16 protein-coding genes and 1 pseudogene are annotated in these 19,983 nt (G+C 37.5%); 5 read left to right on the plus strand and 12 right to left on the minus strand.

Annotation, left to right across the window (positions count from 1 at the left end; all coding sequences use genetic code 11):
- Positions 1-38: 38 nt before the first annotated feature.
- Both AC0ONG_RS18060 and AC0ONG_RS18065 read right to left on the minus strand, forming a co-directional pair.
- Entirely contained in the window at positions 39-914 is an 876-nt protein-coding gene (locus AC0ONG_RS18060; protein ID WP_000625867.1) for a YicC/YloC family endoribonuclease, read from the minus strand.
- Between the two features lie 99 nt (positions 915-1,013).
- Positions 1,014-3,737, minus strand: a complete 2,724-nt coding sequence (locus AC0ONG_RS18065) for a calcium-translocating P-type ATPase, SERCA-type (protein WP_001104763.1) — start codon at positions 3,735-3,737, stop codon at positions 1,014-1,016.
- 105 nt (positions 3,738-3,842) lie between these two features.
- On the opposite strand from AC0ONG_RS18065, the gene AC0ONG_RS18070 reads away from it, so the two are divergent.
- From AC0ONG_RS18070 to AC0ONG_RS18080, 3 genes are all read left to right on the plus strand, one after another.
- A complete protein-coding gene (locus AC0ONG_RS18070) occupies positions 3,843-5,552 on the plus strand; it encodes an Rqc2 family fibronectin-binding protein (protein WP_136996834.1) in 1,710 nt (569 codons plus the stop codon).
- A gap of 343 nt (positions 5,553-5,895) precedes the next feature.
- Positions 5,896-6,966, plus strand: a complete 1,071-nt coding sequence (locus AC0ONG_RS18075) for a M24 family metallopeptidase (protein ID WP_000172798.1) — start codon at positions 5,896-5,898, stop codon at positions 6,964-6,966.
- Between the two features lie 83 nt (positions 6,967-7,049).
- A complete protein-coding gene (locus AC0ONG_RS18080) occupies positions 7,050-7,574 on the plus strand; it encodes a DinB family protein (RefSeq protein WP_001012056.1) in 525 nt (174 codons plus the stop codon).
- Between the two features lie 32 nt (positions 7,575-7,606).
- Here AC0ONG_RS18080 and AC0ONG_RS18085 read toward each other — a convergent pair whose 3' ends face one another.
- On the minus strand, positions 7,607-7,975 hold the full coding sequence (locus tag AC0ONG_RS18085) for a YoqO family protein (RefSeq protein WP_001208267.1): 369 nt from the start codon (positions 7,973-7,975) through the stop codon (positions 7,607-7,609).
- Between the two features lie 16 nt (positions 7,976-7,991).
- A pseudogene (locus AC0ONG_RS18090) lies at positions 7,992-8,358 on the minus strand (YoqO family protein).
- A 161-nt stretch (positions 8,359-8,519) separates the two neighbouring features.
- Here AC0ONG_RS18090 and AC0ONG_RS18095 point away from each other — a divergent pair.
- Both AC0ONG_RS18095 and AC0ONG_RS18100 read left to right on the plus strand, forming a co-directional pair.
- The gene (locus tag AC0ONG_RS18095) at positions 8,520-9,905 is read left to right on the plus strand and encodes a membrane protein (RefSeq protein WP_000537891.1); all 1,386 of its coding nucleotides are present in this window, start codon (positions 8,520-8,522) and stop codon (positions 9,903-9,905) included.
- Between the two features lie 157 nt (positions 9,906-10,062).
- Positions 10,063-10,317 carry a YbeF family protein gene (locus tag AC0ONG_RS18100; RefSeq protein WP_001003933.1) on the plus strand — a complete coding sequence of 85 codons (255 nt, stop codon included), beginning with the start codon at positions 10,063-10,065 and terminating at the stop codon, positions 10,315-10,317.
- Between the two features lie 114 nt (positions 10,318-10,431).
- On the opposite strand, the gene pyrE is transcribed toward AC0ONG_RS18100, so the two are convergent.
- The 8 genes from pyrE to pyrB are packed head-to-tail and all read right to left on the minus strand — an operon-like array spanning position 10,432 to position 19,945.
- On the minus strand, positions 10,432-11,064 hold the full coding sequence (pyrE, locus tag AC0ONG_RS18105; RefSeq protein ID WP_136997191.1) for an orotate phosphoribosyltransferase: 633 nt from the start codon (positions 11,062-11,064) through the stop codon (positions 10,432-10,434).
- On the minus strand, positions 11,061-11,777 hold the full coding sequence (gene pyrF, locus AC0ONG_RS18110; protein WP_000083509.1) for an orotidine-5'-phosphate decarboxylase: 717 nt from the start codon (positions 11,775-11,777) through the stop codon (positions 11,061-11,063). Before pyrF ends, pyrE begins: the two co-directional genes overlap by 4 nt.
- Positions 11,762-12,691, minus strand: a complete 930-nt coding sequence (gene pyrD, locus AC0ONG_RS18115) for a dihydroorotate oxidase B catalytic subunit (protein ID WP_001081049.1) — start codon at positions 12,689-12,691, stop codon at positions 11,762-11,764. The genes pyrF and pyrD overlap by 16 nt, the downstream gene beginning before the upstream one ends.
- Positions 12,688-13,467, minus strand: a complete 780-nt coding sequence (gene pyrK, locus AC0ONG_RS18120) for a dihydroorotate oxidase B electron transfer subunit (protein WP_000983354.1) — start codon at positions 13,465-13,467, stop codon at positions 12,688-12,690. The genes pyrD and pyrK overlap by 4 nt, the downstream gene beginning before the upstream one ends.
- Positions 13,464-16,682 (minus strand): carbamoyl-phosphate synthase large subunit, encoded by a 3,219-nt coding sequence (gene carB, locus AC0ONG_RS18125; RefSeq protein WP_001126139.1) that lies wholly within the window; start codon positions 16,680-16,682, stop codon positions 13,464-13,466. The genes pyrK and carB overlap by 4 nt, the downstream gene beginning before the upstream one ends.
- Complete coding sequence (locus AC0ONG_RS18130) at positions 16,667-17,764, minus strand: carbamoyl phosphate synthase small subunit (protein ID WP_000828669.1); 1,098 nt, start codon at positions 17,762-17,764, stop codon at positions 16,667-16,669. Before AC0ONG_RS18130 ends, carB begins: the two co-directional genes overlap by 16 nt.
- The gene (gene pyrC, locus AC0ONG_RS18135; protein WP_001108387.1) at positions 17,761-19,047 is read right to left on the minus strand and encodes a dihydroorotase; all 1,287 of its coding nucleotides are present in this window, start codon (positions 19,045-19,047) and stop codon (positions 17,761-17,763) included. Before pyrC ends, AC0ONG_RS18130 begins: the two co-directional genes overlap by 4 nt.
- Positions 19,031-19,945, minus strand: coding sequence for an aspartate carbamoyltransferase (gene pyrB, locus AC0ONG_RS18140; RefSeq protein WP_000018846.1), 915 nt, complete (start codon positions 19,943-19,945; stop codon positions 19,031-19,033). Before pyrB ends, pyrC begins: the two co-directional genes overlap by 17 nt.
- Between the last annotated feature and the right edge of the window lie 38 nt (positions 19,946-19,983).

Consider the following 19,983-nt stretch of genomic DNA (forward strand, 5'->3'; position numbering starts at 1 on the left):
TTTCTCCACCACGTATAACTTTATATATTTTTTGAAAGCTACTCAATATTTTGTACTTGTTCACGAATTTTTTCAAGGTTATTTTTCATTTCTACAACATATTTTGAAATTGTTAAGTCATTTGCCTTAGAACCAATCGTATTAATTTCTCTATGCATCTCTTGCACGATGAAATCCATTTTTCTTCCAACAGGCTCTTCAATCTGCAATGTTTCATGAAATTGCTCTAAATGACTTTGCAAACGAACTAACTCTTCATGAATATCACAACGCTCTGCAAAGATTGCGACTTCTGTTAGCAATCTTTGTTCATCTAACTCTTGATTATGTAATTCTTTTAAGCGATTTTCTAATCGTTCACGATATTTTTGTGTAACAATTGGTGCATGTGGAATAATTGCATTTACACAATTGCTAATCTCTTGTAAACGATACGCTATATCTTTATGTAATCGTTCTCCTTCGCCATCTCTCATCGTTTTCAACATATGAGCAGCTTGACGAACAGCCTCATATAAACTGTTCTCAAAATGTTCATTTACATTTTCTATTTCTTCAATTGCTGTTACTTCTGGCATTGCCATTAATTGCTCGAGTGTAATAGAATCTTGTAATTGAAACTTTCCTTTTATATCTTCCATCATCGATTGGTACTGCTCAAGAAGTGACCAATTCACACTTAATTTTCTTTCAACAAGTCCTTCACCTGCTATACTAATAGACACCTCAATGCGTCCACGTCGAACTTGCTGTGCAATTATTTTACGAATTTTGTCCTCAAATACCATCATTTGCTTAGGAAGTCGAATACTCATCTCTAAAAAACGGTGGTTCACCGATTTCATTTCTACTGTAATTTGAAAAGTATCACTTTCTACTTTCGATCTTCCAAACCCTGTCATACTAGAAATCATTTTTATCACATCCAAGCCATAAAATAACTCAATGAAAAAGGTAATAGAGACAAGGCTCTACTACCTTCTGTAAATTATATCACATTTTCATAACATTGACTATTTCAAGTTTAATCCCTTCTTATATAACATTGGCTTTTTCTTTTTCGCCTTTTTCCCTGTTAATAAAGAACCTACTAGTAAGAAAGTCGGAATTGATGACAAACCTCCAATTAATAACCAATCTCTTGCTTGTATCGGCATTGTGCTAAAGATCGGTTGTAACGGTGGATAATATATAACCACTAGCATGAGTAGTAACGAAATGATAACCGCCCCTACTAAATACACGTTCCCAAATGGATTGCGGTGAAAGACAGAATGCTCACTACGACAATCAAATACATGAATAAGCTGAGCAAGTACCAACGTCGCGAACGCTACAGTTTGTGCATATTTCAGTTCATTTGGATGTTGGTTATACGCAATAATAAACGCTACTAACGTCACTGCCCCAATTAAAAACCCTCGACTTATTATTTTCCACGCAAGCCCTCTAGCGAATACCCCTTCTTTCGGGTGGCGCGGCGTTCTCTTCATCACATCTCCTTCAGCCTTATCCAAACCTAATGCCATCGCTGGTAAACCATCAGTAACTAAGTTCACCCATAAAATTTGAATAGGAACCATCGGCAGTGGTAATGCAAGTAACATCGCAAATAACATGACTAAAATTTCTCCAACGTTTGACGCCAATAAGTAGCGAATAAACTTACGTATGTTCTCGTATATATTTCTTCCTTCTTTAATTGCTGATTTAATTGTAGCAAAATTATCGTCTAGTAAAACAAGTGAAGAGGCCTCTTTCGCAACATCTGTCCCTGTAATTCCCATCGCTATCCCAATATCCGCTGTTTTTATAGCTGGAGCATCGTTCACTCCATCGCCTGTCATGGCTACTATATGTCCTTGATTTTGCAGTGCCTTAACAATTTTTAATTTATGCTCAGGTGATACACGAGCGAATACATACGTATCTTCTACAACATTTTCTAATTCCTCCACATCCATATTCGCGAGTTCTACGCCTTCAACAACGCGTCCATCTGGTGGCAAAACTCCTAATTGTTCAGCAATCGCCATTGCTGTCACTTTATGATCACCTGTAATCATTACCGTTCGAATACCAGCTTCTTTACACTCTTTTACCGCCTGCGCCACTTCTGGCCTTGGCGGGTCAATCATACCTTGTATCCCAACCAACATAAAATCTTTTTCAACGTCTCTTTCATGTTCAATAGAATCCGTGACTTTTAAAGGTTTAAACGCAACTGCAATTGTTCGAAGCGCTTGACTACCTAAGCTATGAATAGCCGCCTGTACTTCTCTTCTATATAACTCACTTAACGGCTGCTGCTTATCCCCCCATAAAATCGTTTGACTCATTTGCAAAAGAACGTCCGGTGCTCCCTTCGTAACAATAAACTTCTTCCCCTCTCGATCTCGTACAATAACACTCATCATTTTTCGAGTTGAATCAAATGGAAATTCACGAATAATTTCAAATTTCCCTTTCAATGCCTCACGTGTAATCCCAGCTTTCATTGCTGCAGCTACAAGCGCTCCCTCTGTTGGATCTCCATCTAATACGTACGCCTTTTTCTTTTGAATAATATTTGCATTGTTACATAGTGAACCAAATGTAAGTAGCTGATAAAGTGCTTTTGTCTTAGCTGGATTCACTTCTATTTCACCTTTCATAAAAGAGCCATTAGGTTCATATCCTTGCCCTGTCACTTTCCACAATTCTCCGCCTGACCACATATGTGTTACCATCATTTTGTTTTGCGTCATTGTCCCCGTTTTATCAGAACATATAACGGAAGCACAACCTAACGTTTCTACGGCTGGTAACTTTCGTACAATTGCTCTCTTTTTTATCATCCGCTGTACACCAAGTGATAAAGCTACTGTAACAATTGCTGGCAACCCTTCTGGAATAGCCGCAACAGCTAGCGATACGCCAGCTAAAAACATATGATATACTTCATTCCCTTGATACACACCAGCCAATACAACGAGCGCTGTCAAAATAAGAGCTACAATAATTAATATTTTTCCGAGCTGTTCTAACCTTCTTTGCAGTGGTGTTTCCATTTGCTCTGCATTTTGTAACATATTTGCAATTTGACCCATCGCTGTATTCATACCAGTTGCTACAACGACACCTGTTCCAGATCCTCGCGTAATCATTGTCCCCATAAAAGCCATATTTTTTTGATCACCAATTGCAACCTCTTGCCCTTGCAATGCTTCTACCTTCTTTTGCACAGGTACGGACTCCCCTGTCAAAGCAGACTCTTCAATATATAAACTTGATGCCTCAACAAGACGCACATCAGCCCCAATACGATCACCACTGGAAAACTTAATAATATCACCTAAAACAAGTGCTTTAGATGGTGCTTTTACCCACTTTCCATTCCGCATTACAGTAACTTGTGGAGCAGCTAGTTCCTTTAAAGCTTCCAATGATTTTTCAGCTTTTCTTTCTTGAAAAAAGCCGAGAATACCATTGATAATAACAATGGCAACAATAGCAATAGAATCAATGTATTCACCTAAAAACGCAGAAACAATTGTTGCTCCAAACAAAACGAGTACCATGAAATCTTTAAATTGCGCTAAAAATACCATTAGTGCAGAAGGCCTTTTTGCTTCTTCTAATTCATTTGTACCAAATTTCTTAATTCGCCCTTCTGCTTCTTTCTCCGTAAGTCCAACCTTTACATTCGTATTCGTTCTTTCTTCCACTTCATGTGCTCGCATTCCATACCAGTTCATCCTGCCATCGACCTCCTGATTCCAGACATACTCTATTGAAAGCTTATTCAGCCTCGTCCAAAAAAATGCTATAATTAACTTTTAGTTAGAAAGGAGTGTTCATTAATGGCATTCGATGGATTATTTACAAGAGCGATTACACATGAAATTGAAAATTCTCTTTACACGGGAAGGATTTCTAAAATATACCAACCTTCAAAATACGAGATTTTATTACATATTCGAGCGAATGGAAAGAACCAAAAACTAATTCTTTCATCTCATCCTACATATGCGCGTATGCACTTAACGAATCAAAACTACGATTCGCCAGCAATACCGCCGATGTTTTGTATGCTTCTTCGTAAACATTTAGAAGGTGGATTTATTGAAAAAATTGAACAAATCGACTTAGAACGGATTATCCAAATTACAGTTCGCAGTCGTAATGAAATCGGAGACGAATCATTAAAAACATTAGTAATTGAAATAATGGGAAGACATAGCAACATTATCTTATTAGATACGAAAACAAACGTGATTTTAGATAGCTTAAAACACGTTTCATTAGCCGTAAACCGTCACCGAACTGTATATGCTGGTGCTGAGTACGTCGCGCCACCAGCCCAACATAAAATCAATCCTCTGCAAATTGAAACCGCAGATGATTTTATTAGACCGCTAGACTTTCTATCTGGAAATATGGATAAACAACTCGTCGGGGCTTTCATGGGAATATCCCCATTATTTGCAAAAGAAGTAGTAAAGAAAGCCGGTATGGTAAATGAGAAAGCATTATCAGAAGCATTTTTCTCTATACAAACACCATTACTATCTCATGCATATACACCAGCAATGATTACTGCAAATGGAAAAGAATTCTTTTATCTTTTCCCTCTTACACACTTGCAAGGAGAAGAAAAAACATTCTCATCAGTGAGCGAATTGTTAGATCGTTTCTTCTTTGGCAAAGCAGAACGTGATCGTGTAAAACAACAAGCTCATGATTTAGAACGCTTTATGCAAAACGAAAAAAATAAAAACGAGAAAAAACTCATTAAACTCGAAAAAACACTGCAAGATGCTGGAAAAGCAGATAAATATCAACTATTTGGAGAGCTACTTACAGCTAATATGTACGCTTTGAAAAAAGGCGATAAAGATATTGAGGTCGTTAATTATTACGATGAAAATGGCGGAACTGTAAAAATCACATTAGATCCTTTAAAAACACCATCTGAAAATGCACAACGCTATTTCCAAAAGTATCAAAAAGCAAAAAATTCAGTTGTTGTTGTAGAAGAACAAATCGAAAAAACCAATGAAGAAATTCTTTATTTTGATAGCTTACTTCAACAAATGGAAGCTGCTTCTTCAAAAGATATTGAAGAAATTCGTGAGGAATTAGCTGAAGAAGGTTATGTGCGCAATCGCAAAACGAAAAACGCAAAGAAAAAGCCTACTAAGCCAGTATTAGATAAATATTTAGCAAGTGATGGCACAGAGATTTTCGTTGGTAAAAACAATAAACAAAATGATTATTTAACAACGAAGTTTGCCCGCCGTGATGAAATTTGGTTACATACGAAAGACATACCTGGCTCTCACGTTGTCATTCGTTCTTTAGAGCCTGCTGAAGAAACTTTACTAGAAGCTGCCAAAATTGCCGCTTATTACAGTAAAGCGAAAGAGTCTAGCTCTGTACCTGTTGATTTCACTAAAATACGCCATGTGAAAAAACCGAGTGGTGCAAAACTTGGTTTTGTTACGTACGACAATCAGCAAACCGTATATGTAACACCAGATGCTGATATTGTAATGAAATTAAAAGCGTAAATACAAAAATGCGTTGCTTATAAGCAACGCATTTTTTATTTATTTTCAATTTAGTTGCTATATCCATTCAATATTGTCAAAAAAATTGACAGTGTCATTTTACATTTGTATAAATTTTTTAAAGCATGTAAATAAAGTACAAGTGTAACTCCAATCAATATTTTTTCATCCCCCTGCTATTTATTGAAGCAATCTGAATTTTATAAACAAACCGTCTCCCACAAATGGCGGGCTATTTTCTTATCTCCCTTAAAATATATGTTTTCCCTACTATCCTTTCTTCAAATATACATTTTGGCACACTATTTGCTTTATTAAATACTGTGAATAGGGGGGAATTAACATGACTTTAAAAATTAATAAAATCCAAAATCAACTACAAAACTATGAAATTGACGGGTTACTCATTACCAAAAAAGAAAATCGCCAATATGCAACAGGCTTTACAGGTAGTGCTGGCGTCGTCTTAATCTCTGCGGATAAAGCTGTTTTTATAACTGATTTTCGCTATGTAGATCAAGCGAAATCACAAATAAAAGATGCTGAAATTATTATGCATACAGGAAATTTAGAAAAAGAAATTGCAAATCAAGTATCAAAATTAAACATTCAAAAACTCGGAATTGAAGAGAACAACATGACATTGCAACAATATAAAAACTTACAAAAATGCGTACATGTGGAAATGGTTCAAGTGTGCGAAATCATCGAAAATATTCGTATTATTAAAGACATGCCGGAAATAGAAACAATGAAAATCGCAGCTAATATTGCTGACGAAGCATTTCACCACATCATTACGTTTCTAAAACCAGGAATAAGTGAAAATGATGTACGAGATGAGTTGGAATTTTTCATGCGAAAAAAAGGGGCTACATCCTCTTCATTCCAAATCATTGTAGCTTCTGGCGTTCGTTCTTCACTTCCTCATGGAGTTGCATCAAATAAAATAATCGAGCGAGGCGACATCGTTACATTAGATTTCGGTGCACTTTACGATGGATATTGTTCCGATATAACTCGTACTGTAGCAATCGGAGAATCATCAGAAGAATTCAAAAAGATATACAATGTTGTACGAGAAGCGTTAAAACGTGGAACTAAAGCAATTAAGCCTGGAGAAACTGCGAAAAGTATCGATGATATAACGAGAGATTACATTACAGAACATGGATACGGTCAATACTTTGGACACTCTACTGGTCATGGTCTTGGGTTAGAAATACATGAACCTCTTCGCCTATCCCAAGAAAGTCAGGCTACTTTAGAAGAAGGTATGGTTGTTACAGTTGAACCTGGTATTTACATACCAAACTGGGGCGGTTGTAGAATTGAAGATGATATTGTCATCACAAAAGACGGATATGAAGTTATTACAAAATCAAATCGGGAACTAATTGTGATTCCTTGTTAAAATCATGAACTTTTTAAAAGGAGTTTTTCTCTGCACATAGAATTCTTTCTCTGGAGTCATCGTTTAAAGAGGGGGAATTTTAATTGAATTTTGTAATTGATAAATTGGAGGGTTTACATGTAGAATTTTCAAAGCTTGTTTCCATGATGAATTACGCTCGCTATACAACAATGCAAGCAGTGGAAAGTTTAACAATTGAAGAACTTGATTATTTATATGATAAGGAAGCAAATTCAATTGGCATGTTATTGTATCATATGGCTGCTATTGAATTTTACTACCAGATTCATACTTTTGAAGACCGTGAACCAACGGAGGCTGAATTAGAACGCTGGTTACCTGGCATTGAATTAGGCGATCTTGGACGTGAGAAAATAAAAGGAAACGCTATAGAATTTTACATAAATACATTACAAGAAGTACGTTCCAAAACAATCGAGACTTTTCAATCGTTACCTGATGAATGGTTATTTAAAACGACAGACTTTTGGTATGACAAACCAGCAAATAACTATTTTAAGTGGTTTCACGTTTTTGAAGATGAAATCAATCATCGTGGACAAATTCGTTTAATTAAAAAGATGCAAAAAGCTCATGCAGTAAAATGAGGAAATGCCACCGAATAAGGTGGTATTTTCTTTTATTCATTAACGAATAGCTTTTCGTTTATTATTTTAGTGACTACCACTACCAACATTAAAATGCATATTAAATATAGCATTTTCGCAATAAACAACCACCCTTGAAACATTACAATTCCATCTATTATCTCATTTCCTTTCCATAACAAAAACGGAATTGTGCTGATTATAATGACAAATTCGATGCTGAAAACCATTTTCTTTTTTCGACTATATGCTTTCCATTCATTCCAGCGATACATAGGTGCAAAAATCAATACTCCTATACATAATATAACTGGTACCCATTCACTTTTTAAAAATTGCCCTGAAATAACTGATAATAGTAAACAAACGAGCACACCATAATATCCTATTTTTTCTCTCATTCTTACTACCTCCATTCTATCCTCTCTTTAATATGTAACTCCATATTCTTATCGTGAACCTAAGAAAAATAACAACTACAATTACAATATAAAGACCTTTTGCAGAAGACATCCATTCTTGAAAAATAGACATTTTCTCCATCTGTTTCTGTCCTTCTATTAAAATAAACCCTATGAAAAATGAGCAAACAACAATGATACCTATCATAATTCCAATGCTTTTCTTACTATGTTGTTTCATGTCATCCCATCGTTATAACAGTATAAAAACAAACCCAAAAAGAGGGGTGATACTTATCCATTCATTGTTTGTAAATAGATTTAAAATGATTAATAGACTACAAGATATAATGAATCCCCAAAACCCGATTTTTTTTGCGCATAAGCCCTCCTTAAATTCCATTTTTAGGATTAATTGTATTGTAACATCCATTTCCACTTCTTACCATTACAGTACATGAAATTTCACTTTTTTTCCTATACTCACATACTTTTACTGCTTTCATACAATAAACTACACGAATGCCTAAAGGATGTGAATGTTATGGGAGTTGAATTAACGCTGTTGCATGCTCTCTATATTCTTTGTTTACTCACTATTATTACTTTTTTTATTCTCCGGAAAGATACGACGATTATTTGTATCGTTTTTATCTTTTTATTAGCATTAACCGCTACAAGTTCTATCCCTCTTGCCGTTAGCGGTATTTTTCAAAGTTTCATTTACGCTATTACTGAACTTTTACCAACTATATTAATCATCTCTATTATCGTATCAATGAGCAATCTACTCGTTCATACTGGCATAAATGATACGATGATTTCACCATTTACAAAGATGATTCGTACCCCTACCCTCGCCTACTGGATTATCGGCCTTTTAATGATGACAATTTCTTTCTTTTTTTGGCCTTCTCCAGCTGTCGCCTTAATGGGAGCTATTTTATTCCCCGTCGCTGTACGCGTCGGTCTTCCTCCAATTGGGGTTGCCATTGCTATGAACTTATTCGGACACGGCATCGCCTTATCTGGCGACTTCGTTATTCAAGGAGCACCGAAATTAACTGCAGACGCGGCTGGTCTTCCTGTTTCCAGCGTCGTTTCTGCCAGTGTTCCCCTCGTTATCGTGATGGGCGTTGTTACAACTTCTGTCGCTTTTTTCTTCTTACGAAAAGAATTTGATACAGGATTATCCTTGCAAAACTCCCCTGCATCAACGGAACCATCTAAAACTACTATTTTATTATCTCCTCGCATAAAGAAATGGCTCGCTATATGTATCCCTATCGTATATATCATCGATATCCTTTGCATGATTCAATTTAAACTACAAGGAAGCGATGCAACAGCACTTATCGGCGGAACGACTGTTATTATGATTATCATCATTTCCCTCATCGCCTACAAAGGTAATGGACTAAATAAAACAACCGATTATTTTATAGAAGGGCTCCAATTTGGATTTAAAATCTTTGGTCCAGTTATTCCAATTGCTGCACTCTTTTATTTAGGAGATAGCGGTTTTGTGAAAATTATCGGAGACTATTTACCGAAAGGTTCACATGGAATCATTAACGACTTAGGGATTGCCTTATCTCAAACTGTTCCTTTAAATCAATACGTATCGGCGGGAACATTAACTATCGTTGGTGTCATAACAGGATTAGATGGATCTGGCTTTTCTGGTATATCACTTGCTGGTTCAATTGCCAATCTTTTCGGAACAGCACTTGGGCATGGAACAGCTACATTAACAGCACTCGGGCAAATTGCTGCCATATGGACCGGAGGCGGGACTTTAATTCCTTGGGCGCTTATTCCTGCCGCTGCCATTTGTAAAGTGGATCCATTTGAACTCGCACGCCGAAACTTTTTACCAGTTGTGATTGGCTTAATTGTCACCACGATCGTTGCGATGTTTATTCTATAGTGTAAGCAAGTTTTCTCTTGCTTACGCTTTTTATTATGAAATCCAGTGACTTTCTAAAGGGATTAACTACATGTTAGCGAAGTTATATTAAGAGAATATTTATTTAAAAAACGTTTACGAGGTACAGATTACTTCCATTAGAAAAGGGGACATAACTATGAATGAATTGATTTTCGTCTTATTAATTTGTCCATTACTTATCTTTATCGTTTCTGTTATTGGAACACGCAAGACGAAAACGTATTACGTAATGCCGATTGTAACGTTTGCTAGTTTTTTAATAATAGGTGTTATCGCCTTCACTCCAAAATTCTTCTTTTGGGTTGGCATGTACAGCATCTTCTCATTTATTGTTTCTTATATGACTCTATTGTTTGTAAGAGGATATGAGCTTGCAGAAAGCGCTAAGTAGTTTTTAGTAGAAAGATTATAATATGAATTTTCTTTAATATCGATAGGACTTTACTTGAATTTTTAACAATGATAAAAAAGACGACTGCGTTCCCCCGCAGTCGTCTTTTTTATGTTACGCTGTGATCCAAGCTTCGTCAGCTGGATTTTTACGCCACTCTTGTAATTTTTTCGTTTCAGCTTGTCCGATCATACCTTTTTCTGCTGCAACTTCAGTTAATGCACTGTAATCACTTAAAGAATATGATGCTACGTTAGCTGCTTCTAATTTTTCTTTTCCTGACTCTAGCTCGTATGTGAAGATTGATACGATTCCTAATACTTCACAGCCAGCTTCGCGAAGTGCTTCTACACACGTAATTGCACTACCACCAGTTGAAATTAAGTCTTCTACTACTACTACTTTTTGACTTTTTTCAGCTTTTCCTTCAATTTGGTTCCCTTTACCGTGACCTTTTGCTTTACTACGTACGTAGCACATTGGTAAATCCATACGATCGCTTACCCATGCAGCGTGCGCAATACCAGCAGTTGCTGTTCCTGCAATAACTTCTACAGTTGGGAAGTGCTCTTTAATTAACTCTTCTAATCCAGCTGCAATCGCTTGACGTACTTTTGGATAAGATAAAGTTAAACGGTTATCACAATAAATTGGTGATTTCATACCTGAAGACCAAGTGAATGGATCATTCGGTTGTAAAAATACTGCTCCAATTTCTAATAAATGCGATGCGATTTCTTTTTTCATACTGTTACACCTTCCCACTGTTGTTTTACTGTTTTATACGCTTCAAGCGGATTTTCTGCTTTCGTAATACTGCGTCCAACTACGATGTAGCTTGAGCCAAGTTCCCTCGCACGTTTCGGTGTTGCTACGCGCACTTGGTCATTAACATCATCACTTGCAAGACGAATCCCCGGTGTTACTGTTACAAATTCATTTCCGCATACTTCACGTAATTTTGGAACTTCAAGTGTTGAACAAACAACGCCATCAAGTCCACTGTCTTTCGTTAATTTTGCATAATGAGCAACCGCTTCTTCTAACGTTTTCTCAATGCCAATCTCTTTTTTCATCATAGCTTCCGAAGTGCTTGTTAGTTGTGTAACTGCAATACAAATCGGTCTCTCTTTTCCTTCTTGCTTACCTTCCTCTAATCCCTCAATCGCAGCTTTCATCATGCTACTTCCCCCAGCAGCATGAACATTTACCATATCAACATCTAGACTAGCTAGGCTACGCATAGCGCTTTTTACTGTATTCGGAATATCATGAAGTTTTAAATCTAGGAAAATCTTATGTCCTTTTTCTTTTAAGTACGTAATAATTGCAGGGCCTTCTTTGTAAAATAACTCCATACCTACTTTGACAAATAACTCTTCCCCTTCAAAGTGGTGTAAGAATTGTTCTACTTCTTGTTTCCCTGGAAAATCTAGTGCAACGATTAACGACTGTGACATGTTTGCTTCCAGCTCCTTCCTTGACATTCCGAAATATGATCAAATCCTAATTCATCTAGTAATGCTGGTAACTCTTCAATAATTGTCGGACATACGAACGGATCGATAAAGTTCGCTGTACCTACTGCAACTGCGCTTGCGCCAGCGTAGAAGAATTCAATTACATCTTCCGCTGTTTCAATACCGCCCATTCCGATAATTGGAATGTTAACCGCTTGGCTTACTTCATGTACCATGCGAATTGCTACTGGCTTAATCGCAGGACCTGATAATCCGCCTGTACGGTTTGCTAAAATTGGTTTAGCTGTTTTTAAATCTAGACGCATACCAAGCAATGTATTAATCATCGTTAAACCATCTGCACCTGCATTTTCAATCGCTTTTGCAATTTCCACTATGTTTGCCACGTTCGGTGACAATTTCACGTATACAGGTACTTCAGAAACCTCTTTTACTCGCTTCGTTAAATCAGCAGCAATTTCAGGATTTGTACCAAAGGCGATACCACCTGTTTTTACGTTTGGACAAGAAATATTTAATTCTAGTGCATGGACATTAGGCGCTTTAGAAATTTCCTTCGCAACCGCTACGTAATCCTCAGCCTGTGAGCCTGCAACGTTCGCAATAATTGGAAGGTCAAATTGTTCTAACCATGGTAATTCCGAATTCATTACTTTGTCTAATCCCGGGTTTTGAAGTCCGATTGCATTTAACATGCCGCCTGGTGTTTCAGCAACACGAGGCGTTGGATTTCCATAACGTGGTTGTTCTGTCGTCGCTTTAATCATGATTGATCCTAGTACACTTAAATCGTAAAACTGTGCATATTCACGACCAAATCCAAAGCATCCAGATGCCGGTATAATTGGATTTTTTAATGATAATCCTGGTAATTCAACTTGCAATCTGTTCATAGTACAACCTCCCCGATTGGAAATACTGGTCCGTCGCTACACACCTTCTTGTAAGAATGTCCACTTGGATCTTCTTGTAAGTGGCATACACATGCGAAACAAGCTCCAATACCACAGCCCATACGCTCTTCTAATGAAATATATGCTTTTTTCTCTTTGTAACGTCCTTCTAATGCACGAAGCATCGCTAACGGGCCACATGAATAAAGAATGTCAAAGTCGATTCCGTAATTATCAATTACATCTGTGACAAATCCTTTTGTACCGTGTGTACCGTCTACTGTCGCAACGTACGTATCACCAAGTTCTGCAAATTTTTCTTCATAGAAAACAACATCTTTCGTTTGAAAACCTAAGATGTGAATCACACGTACACCCTTTGCAACGAGGCGCTGTGATAATTCATAAAGTGGTGGTACACCAATTCCCCCGCCTACTAGTAAAGCTGTTTGACCAGCTTCTGCTTCTTCTACAGGAAAACCGTGTCCTAATGGTCCTAGTACATCTATCATTTCACCTTGTTTTCTAGTTGCTAATGTTTTTGTCCCTTGTCCTTCGGCACGATATAGCATTGTAAATTCGTTCTTCTCTTGATCTACATTACAAATACTAATTGGGCGGCGCAGAAGGGGCGCAATGCCCTCTGCTACCTTAATGTGTACAAACTGCCCTGGTTCGTTCATTTGCTGTACTAACGTTCCTTGAAGCACTAATTCGTAAATGTTTTTTGCGATTTCTTTTTGGTTAACGACAATCATATTTTGCTTTTGCATCATGCATGTACCACCTCGTGACGCTTTGTTTGCGTAATTTCTTTCATTGAATGAGCTGAGAATGTCATAGATTCCAATACTCGTAAGATTGCTCTCGTTGTATCAAGTGATGTTAAGCAAGCCACACCATTTTCTACTGATTCACGGCGAATGCGGAAACCATCACGCGCTGGTTGTTTGCCTTTTGTTAATGTATTGATTACAAACTGTGCTTTTCCTTGACGGATAATATCAAGTAAGTTATAGTCTTCAGAATCAATTTTGTTTACCACTTGCACTGGAATATTTTGCTCTGCTAACGATTGTGCTGTTCCAGCTGTTGCTAATAAGTTATAACCGATTTCGTGGAAACGTTTTGCAATTTCCATTGCCTCTTCTTTATCTTTATCCGCTACTGTGATGATTACTGATCCGTGCGTTGGGATGTTAATTCCAGAAGCAACTAATCCTTTGTATAATGCTTTTTCAAGCGTTAAGTCTTTACCCATTACTTCCCCTGTTGACTTCATTTCAGGTCCTAATGTTGTATCAACTGAGCGTAGTTTCGCAAACGAGAATACCGGCGCTTTTACATATACTTCTTTCTCTTCTGGGTGATAACCAGTTCCGTATCCTTGCTCTACTAAGTCTTGACCTAAAATAACTTTCGTTGCAACATTCGCCATCGGTACGCCCGTAATTTTACTTAAGAACGGTACTGTACGACTCGCACGTGGGTTTACTTCAATTACGTACACTTGATCTTTGAATACTACGAACTGGATATTTAGTAATCCAACAATGTTTAAACCTTTTCCAAGTGCAATTGTATGTTCAATGATTTGTTCTTTTAGTTTTTCAGATAAGCTTTGTGGTGGGTATACTCCAATTGAGTCACCAGAGTGAACTCCAGCGCGTTCAATATGTTCCATAATACCTGGAATGAATACATTCTCACCGTCTGAAATTGCATCTACTTCAATTTCTTTACCAACCATGTAACGGTCAATTAATACCGGATGCTCTGCATGAACTTTAACTGCATTTTTCATGTAGTGCAGTAATTCTTCTTGACGATATACGATTTCCATCGCACGTCCACCTAGTACGTAAGACGGTCTTACTAATACTGGATAACCAATTTCTTCAGCGATTGCTACCGCTTGTTCTACAGTTGTTGCTGTTTTACCAACTGGTTGCGGGATACCAAGCTGTGTTAGAGCTGCTTCAAACTTATCACGATCTTCTGCGCGGTCTAAATCTTCAAGTGATGTTCCTAAAATTTTCACACCGTGTTCTTCTAATTTCGCCGCTAAGTTAATTGCCGTTTGTCCACCGAACTGAACGATAACACCTTCTGGCTTTTCTAAATCGATAATGTGCATTACATCTTCAATTGTTAATGGTTCAAAGTATAATTTGTCAGAAATACTGAAGTCTGTTGAAACTGTTTCTGGATTGTTATTAACAATGATTGCCTCATATCCAGCTTCTTTAATTGCCCATACAGAGTGAACAGTTGCGTAGTCAAACTCAACACCTTGACCGATACGGATTGGACCAGATCCTAGAACTACTACACTCTTACGATCTGTTCTAACCGATTCATTCTCGTCACCATATGTGCTGTAGTAGTATGGTGTTGCAGATTCAAACTCTGCCGCACAAGTATCTACCATTTTATAAACAGGAGTTATATTGCTTTCTTTACGCATATCGTAAATTTCACGCTCTGTTTTATTCCAAGCTGCTGCAACGTAGTGATCGCTGAAGCCCATTTCTTTCGCAGTTTGTAGTACTTCCATATTTCCTACATTCGCTTTTACTTCACGTTCCATATTTACGATGTTTTCAACTTTTTGTAAGAAGAAGAAGTCCATTTCACACCATTCGTTGATTTCTTCTTTCGTTACACCTTGACGAATTGCTTCTGCTACAATAAACAGTCGCTCATCATCAGCTTTTATAATGCGTTTTTTCATTGTTTCTTTATCAAGTTCTTTTAAATGCTCTAACTCTAAGTGATAAACGCCAAGTTCTAAAGAACGAACCGCTTTTAATAATGATTGCTCTAAGTTACGTCCGATTGACATAACTTCACCAGTTGCCTTCATTTGTGTACCCAGTGTTCTGTTTGCTGATTCAAACTTATCAAATGGCCAGCGCGGAATTTTTGAAACAACATAGTCTAATGCTGGTTCGAAACAAGCGTATGTTTTTTGTGTTACTGGATTTATAATTTCATCTAATGTTAGACCGACTGCAATTTTTGCCGCTAGCTTCGCAATTGGATATCCAGTTGCTTTAGATGCTAGTGCAGATGAACGACTTACACGCGGGTTTACTTCGATTACATAGTATTGGAAGCTATGTGGATCAAGTGCAAGCTGAACGTTACATCCACCTTCAATTCCTAATGCACGAATAATTCGTAATGAAGTGTTTCGTAACATTTGATATTCACGGTCACTTAATGTTTGGCTCGGTGCTACTACGATAGAATCACCTGTGTGAACTCCAACTGGATCGATATTTTCCATATTACATACTACAATCGCATTATCATTTGAATCACGCATTACTTCATATTCAATTTCCTTACAACCAGCAATGCTCTTTTCTAATAAACATTGTGTTACTGGACTATGTTTTAATCCACCTGATACGATTTCAATTAGTTCTTCTTCATTACTACAGATTCCGCCACCTGTTCCCCCCATTGTAAATGCTGGGCGAACAATAACTGGATATCCAATTTCTTTTACAAATTCATGTGCTTCTTCTAGCGTATGAATGATGGTACTAGATGGAATTGGTTCATTTAATTCCTGCATTAATGTACGGAATAAATCACGATCCTCCGCTTGCTCAATTGCTGATAATTTCGTTCCTAAAATTTCAACTCCACACTCTTCAAGTATGCCTGATTTCGCAAGTTCAACAGCCATGTTTAAACCTGTTTGACCACCTAATGTTGGTAAGATTGCATCTGGACGTTCTTTACGAATGATACGGCTTACGAATTCTAGTGTTAATGGTTCTATATATACTTTATCTGCTGTTGCAGTATCTGTCATAATTGTTGCTGGGTTAGAGTTAACAAGGATTACTTTGTAACCTTCTTCTCTAAGAGATTGACAAGCTTGTGTACCAGAGTAGTCAAACTCTGCTGCTTGCCCAATTACAATTGGTCCTGATCCGATTACTAAAATTGTGTTAATGTCTAGGCGTTTTGGCATAACTCTTCCCCTTCTTTCTTGAAGTTTTCAATCATTTCTAAGAAATCTTCGAATAAATCATTTGCATCTTCTGGTCCTGCTGAAGCTTCTGGATGGTATTGCACTGTAAATGCTGGGAACTTCGTATGACGAAGACCTTCTACTGTTCCATCATTTAAAGCGACATGTGTAATTTCAAGTTCTGTATTTTTAACTGATTCTTCTTCTACTGCGTAACCATGATTTTGAGATGTAATTGCTACTTTTCCAGTTGCAAGATGTTTTACTGGATGGTTTAAACCACGGTGACCGAATTTTAACTTACTTGTATTCGCACCAGATGCTAGAGCGAATAGTTGATGTCCTAAGCAAATTCCGAATAAAGGAACTTTACCGATAATGTCTTTTAACATTTCAATTGCTTCTGGTACATCTTTCGGATCTCCAGGTCCGTTACTTAACATAATTCCATCTGGGCTAAGGCGTAAAATTTCTTCTGCTGTTGTATTGTAAGGTACTACAATTACATCACAGTCACGTTTGTTTAATTCTCGTAAAATACCATGTTTCATTCCGAAGTCTACAAGTACAACTCGGTGTCCACGGCCTGGGCTTGGGTATGGATCTTTCGTTGATACGCGTTTCACGTGATCTGTAAATACTGTCGCTTTTAATTGGCTCACGATGTATTCTACATCTGCATCCATGTTACATAGACGTCCACGTAATGTACCGTATTGACGAATTTTTCTCGTTAATTTTCTTGTATCAATTCCTGCTAACCCTGGGATATTTCTTTCTTTTAAGTAATCATTTAACGAAATTTCATTACGGAAGTTTGATGGGTGATCACAAATTTCGTTTACGATTAAGCCATTTACAGATGGGTGAATCGATTCAAAATCGTCACGGTTAATGCCGTAGTTTCCGATTAATGGGTACGTGAATGTTACGATTTGACCGCAATATGATGGATCAGATAATGTTTCTTGATATCCAGTCATTCCTGTTGTAAATACAACCTCACCTGACTTTTCAATTTCGCCTCCGAAACCTTTTCCAATTAATACTGTTCCATCTTCTAAGATAAGTTGTCTTTTCATACTAATGCACTCTCCTTTTGCCATGCGATCTTACCACCAACGATTGTCATTACCGGCCATCCTTGGCATTTCCAACCTGCGAATGGTGTATTTTTTCCTTTTGATAAGAATGTTGTTGGGTCAATCTCTTCTTCTTGTTCTAAATCAATGATTGTAATATCAGCTGTTCTACCTTCTTTCAGGCGACCTGCTTCTAAGCCGAATGTATCAGCTGGCTTTTCTGTTAAGAATTGAATTAACTGCTCTAATGTAATAATTCCTTTTTTCACAAGGTTTGTGTATAGAAGTGGGAATGCTGTTTCAAAACCAGTAATTCCGAATGGCGCTCTTTCAATTCCTTGTGCTTTCTCTTCCGCTGTATGCGGTGCATGGTCAGTTGCGATCATATCGATCGTTCCATCTAGTAATCCTTCAATTAATGCTGCATGGTCTTCTTTTCCACGAAGCGGTGGGTTCATTTTAAAGTTAGGATCAACTGATGGGATATCATCTTCACATAACACTAGGTGATGTGGTGTTACTTCTGCTGTTACTTTAATTCCAGCTCGTTTCGCATCACGGATTACACGTACAGAACCTTTTGTACTTACGTGACATACGTGATAGTGACAATCTGCTGCTTCAGCAAGCAGTATATCCCTTGCAATATGTACAGATTCACATACTGATGGGATACCGTTTAATCCGTGTTTCTCAGAAAACTTCCCTTCATGTACACAACCTTTATTAATAAGCGTATTCTCTTCACAGTGCGCAACTACTGCCATATTTAATTTCGCTGCACGTTTCATAGCCGCTAACATCATGCTAGCATCTTGTACGCCTACGCCGTCATCTGTGAAAGCAAATGCTCCAAGTTCTTTTAATGTTTCGAAATCTGTCATTTCAGAACCAGCTTGACGTACTGTAATTGCTCCGTATGGTAGTACGTTGACATGCGCTTTTTCTTTAATACGTTTTTGCAGGTCTTCCATATGTTCTCTGCAATCTGGTACTGGGCGTGTATTTGGCATTGAGCAAATTGTAGTGAATCCACCTTTTGCCGCTGCTAGTGTACCTGTTTCAATTGTTTCTTTATGTTCACCACCTGGTTCACGAAGATGTACGTGTACATCTACTAATCCAGGTGCGATTAAATTTCCGTTCACTTCGATTACTTCAGCATTATCTGCCGTAATATTTTCTGCTACCTTAGCGATTTTACCGTCTTGTACGAGAAGATCTGTTGCTACGATTTTTCCTTCTTCATTCATATAACGACCATTTTTAAACAAGTAATTCATGTTTCATTCCTCCTAATACATTTGGTAAGGCGCGTTTTAGTACAGCCATTCTTACGTAAACTCCATTTTCCATTTGTTTAAATATGCGTGAACGCTCACACTCAACAAGTTCACTTGCAACTTCAACATCACGGTTTACAGGAGCTGGATGCATAATAATGCTTCCTTCTTTCATACGCTTTTCTCTTTCCACTGTTAATCCGTGTCTCTCATGATACTCTTTCATAATGTCTGTTTCATAATGATCATGACGCTCATGTTGTACACGAAGTAACATCATTACATCCACTTCTGGAACAAGTTCATCCAATGGTTTGTATGTTCCAAATGTGCTGTCTTCATCTTTCCACTCTTCTGGACTTGCAAAGTAAATTGTTGCACCCAGTTTCGTTAATGCTTCTGCATTAGAACGTGCTACTCGGCTATGACGAACATCTCCTACTATCGCAATCTTTAATCCTTCAAATCTTCCAAACTCTTGTTTAATTGTAAGAAGATCGAGTAGGCACTGCGTTGGGTGGTTTCCACATCCATCTCCAGCGTTTAAGATTGGGATATTTACCTGATCTTTTAGTTCATCGAAGTAGCGATCTTGCTCATGGCGGACGATCACCGCTTTTGTTCCGATTGATTCTAGTGTTCTTATCGTATCGTATAGAGTTTCTCCTTTTTGTACGCTAGATGCATCCGCTGAAAAGTTTAAAACATCTAGTCCTAATCTCTTCTCAGCAACTTCAAAGCTAAATCTCGTTCTCGTACTATTCTCAAAGAACAAGTTCGCAACAAAAGTTTGCTCTGTCGTTTTGCTCTCTTTTCCATTCGCGAAATCTTCTGCGTCTTTTAGGATTTCTGAAATTTCTACTTCCGATAATTCACTCATCGTTAACAAATGGCTCATCGTCATCCCTCATCTTTCTGATTTTTATGTTACCATTT

Source organism: Bacillus sp. TCT6 (assembly GCF_056033845.1).

What these genes read in the sequence shown, in the direction of transcription:
- AC0ONG_RS18060 (WP_000625867.1), bottom strand. Translation starts at nt 914, where the DNA reads ATGATTTCTAGTATGACAGGGTTTGGAAGATCGAAAGTAGAAAGTGAT.
- AC0ONG_RS18065 (WP_001104763.1), bottom strand. Translation starts at nt 3,737, where the DNA reads ATGAACTGGTATGGAATGCGAGCACATGAAGTGGAAGAAAGAACGAAT.
- AC0ONG_RS18070 (WP_136996834.1), top strand. Translation starts at nt 3,843, where the DNA reads ATGGCATTCGATGGATTATTTACAAGAGCGATTACACATGAAATTGAA.
- AC0ONG_RS18075 (WP_000172798.1), top strand. Translation starts at nt 5,896, where the DNA reads ATGACTTTAAAAATTAATAAAATCCAAAATCAACTACAAAACTATGAA.
- AC0ONG_RS18085 (WP_001208267.1), bottom strand. Translation starts at nt 7,975, where the DNA reads ATGAGAGAAAAAATAGGATATTATGGTGTGCTCGTTTGTTTACTATTA.
- AC0ONG_RS18095 (WP_000537891.1), top strand. Translation starts at nt 8,520, where the DNA reads ATGGGAGTTGAATTAACGCTGTTGCATGCTCTCTATATTCTTTGTTTA.
- AC0ONG_RS18100 (WP_001003933.1), top strand. Translation starts at nt 10,063, where the DNA reads ATGAATGAATTGATTTTCGTCTTATTAATTTGTCCATTACTTATCTTT.
- pyrE (WP_136997191.1), bottom strand. Translation starts at nt 11,064, where the DNA reads ATGAAAAAAGAAATCGCATCGCATTTATTAGAAATTGGAGCAGTATTT.
- pyrF (WP_000083509.1), bottom strand. Translation starts at nt 11,777, where the DNA reads ATGTCACAGTCGTTAATCGTTGCACTAGATTTTCCAGGGAAACAAGAA.
- pyrD (WP_001081049.1), bottom strand. Translation starts at nt 12,691, where the DNA reads ATGAACAGATTGCAAGTTGAATTACCAGGATTATCATTAAAAAATCCA.
- pyrK (WP_000983354.1), bottom strand. Translation starts at nt 13,467, where the DNA reads ATGATGCAAAAGCAAAATATGATTGTCGTTAACCAAAAAGAAATCGCA.
- carB (WP_001126139.1), bottom strand. Translation starts at nt 16,682, where the DNA reads ATGCCAAAACGCCTAGACATTAACACAATTTTAGTAATCGGATCAGGA.
- AC0ONG_RS18130 (WP_000828669.1), bottom strand. Translation starts at nt 17,764, where the DNA reads ATGAAAAGACAACTTATCTTAGAAGATGGAACAGTATTAATTGGAAAA.
- pyrC (WP_001108387.1), bottom strand. Translation starts at nt 19,047, where the DNA reads ATGAATTACTTGTTTAAAAATGGTCGTTATATGAATGAAGAAGGAAAA.
- pyrB (WP_000018846.1), bottom strand. Translation starts at nt 19,945, where the DNA reads ATGAGCCATTTGTTAACGATGAGTGAATTATCGGAAGTAGAAATTTCA.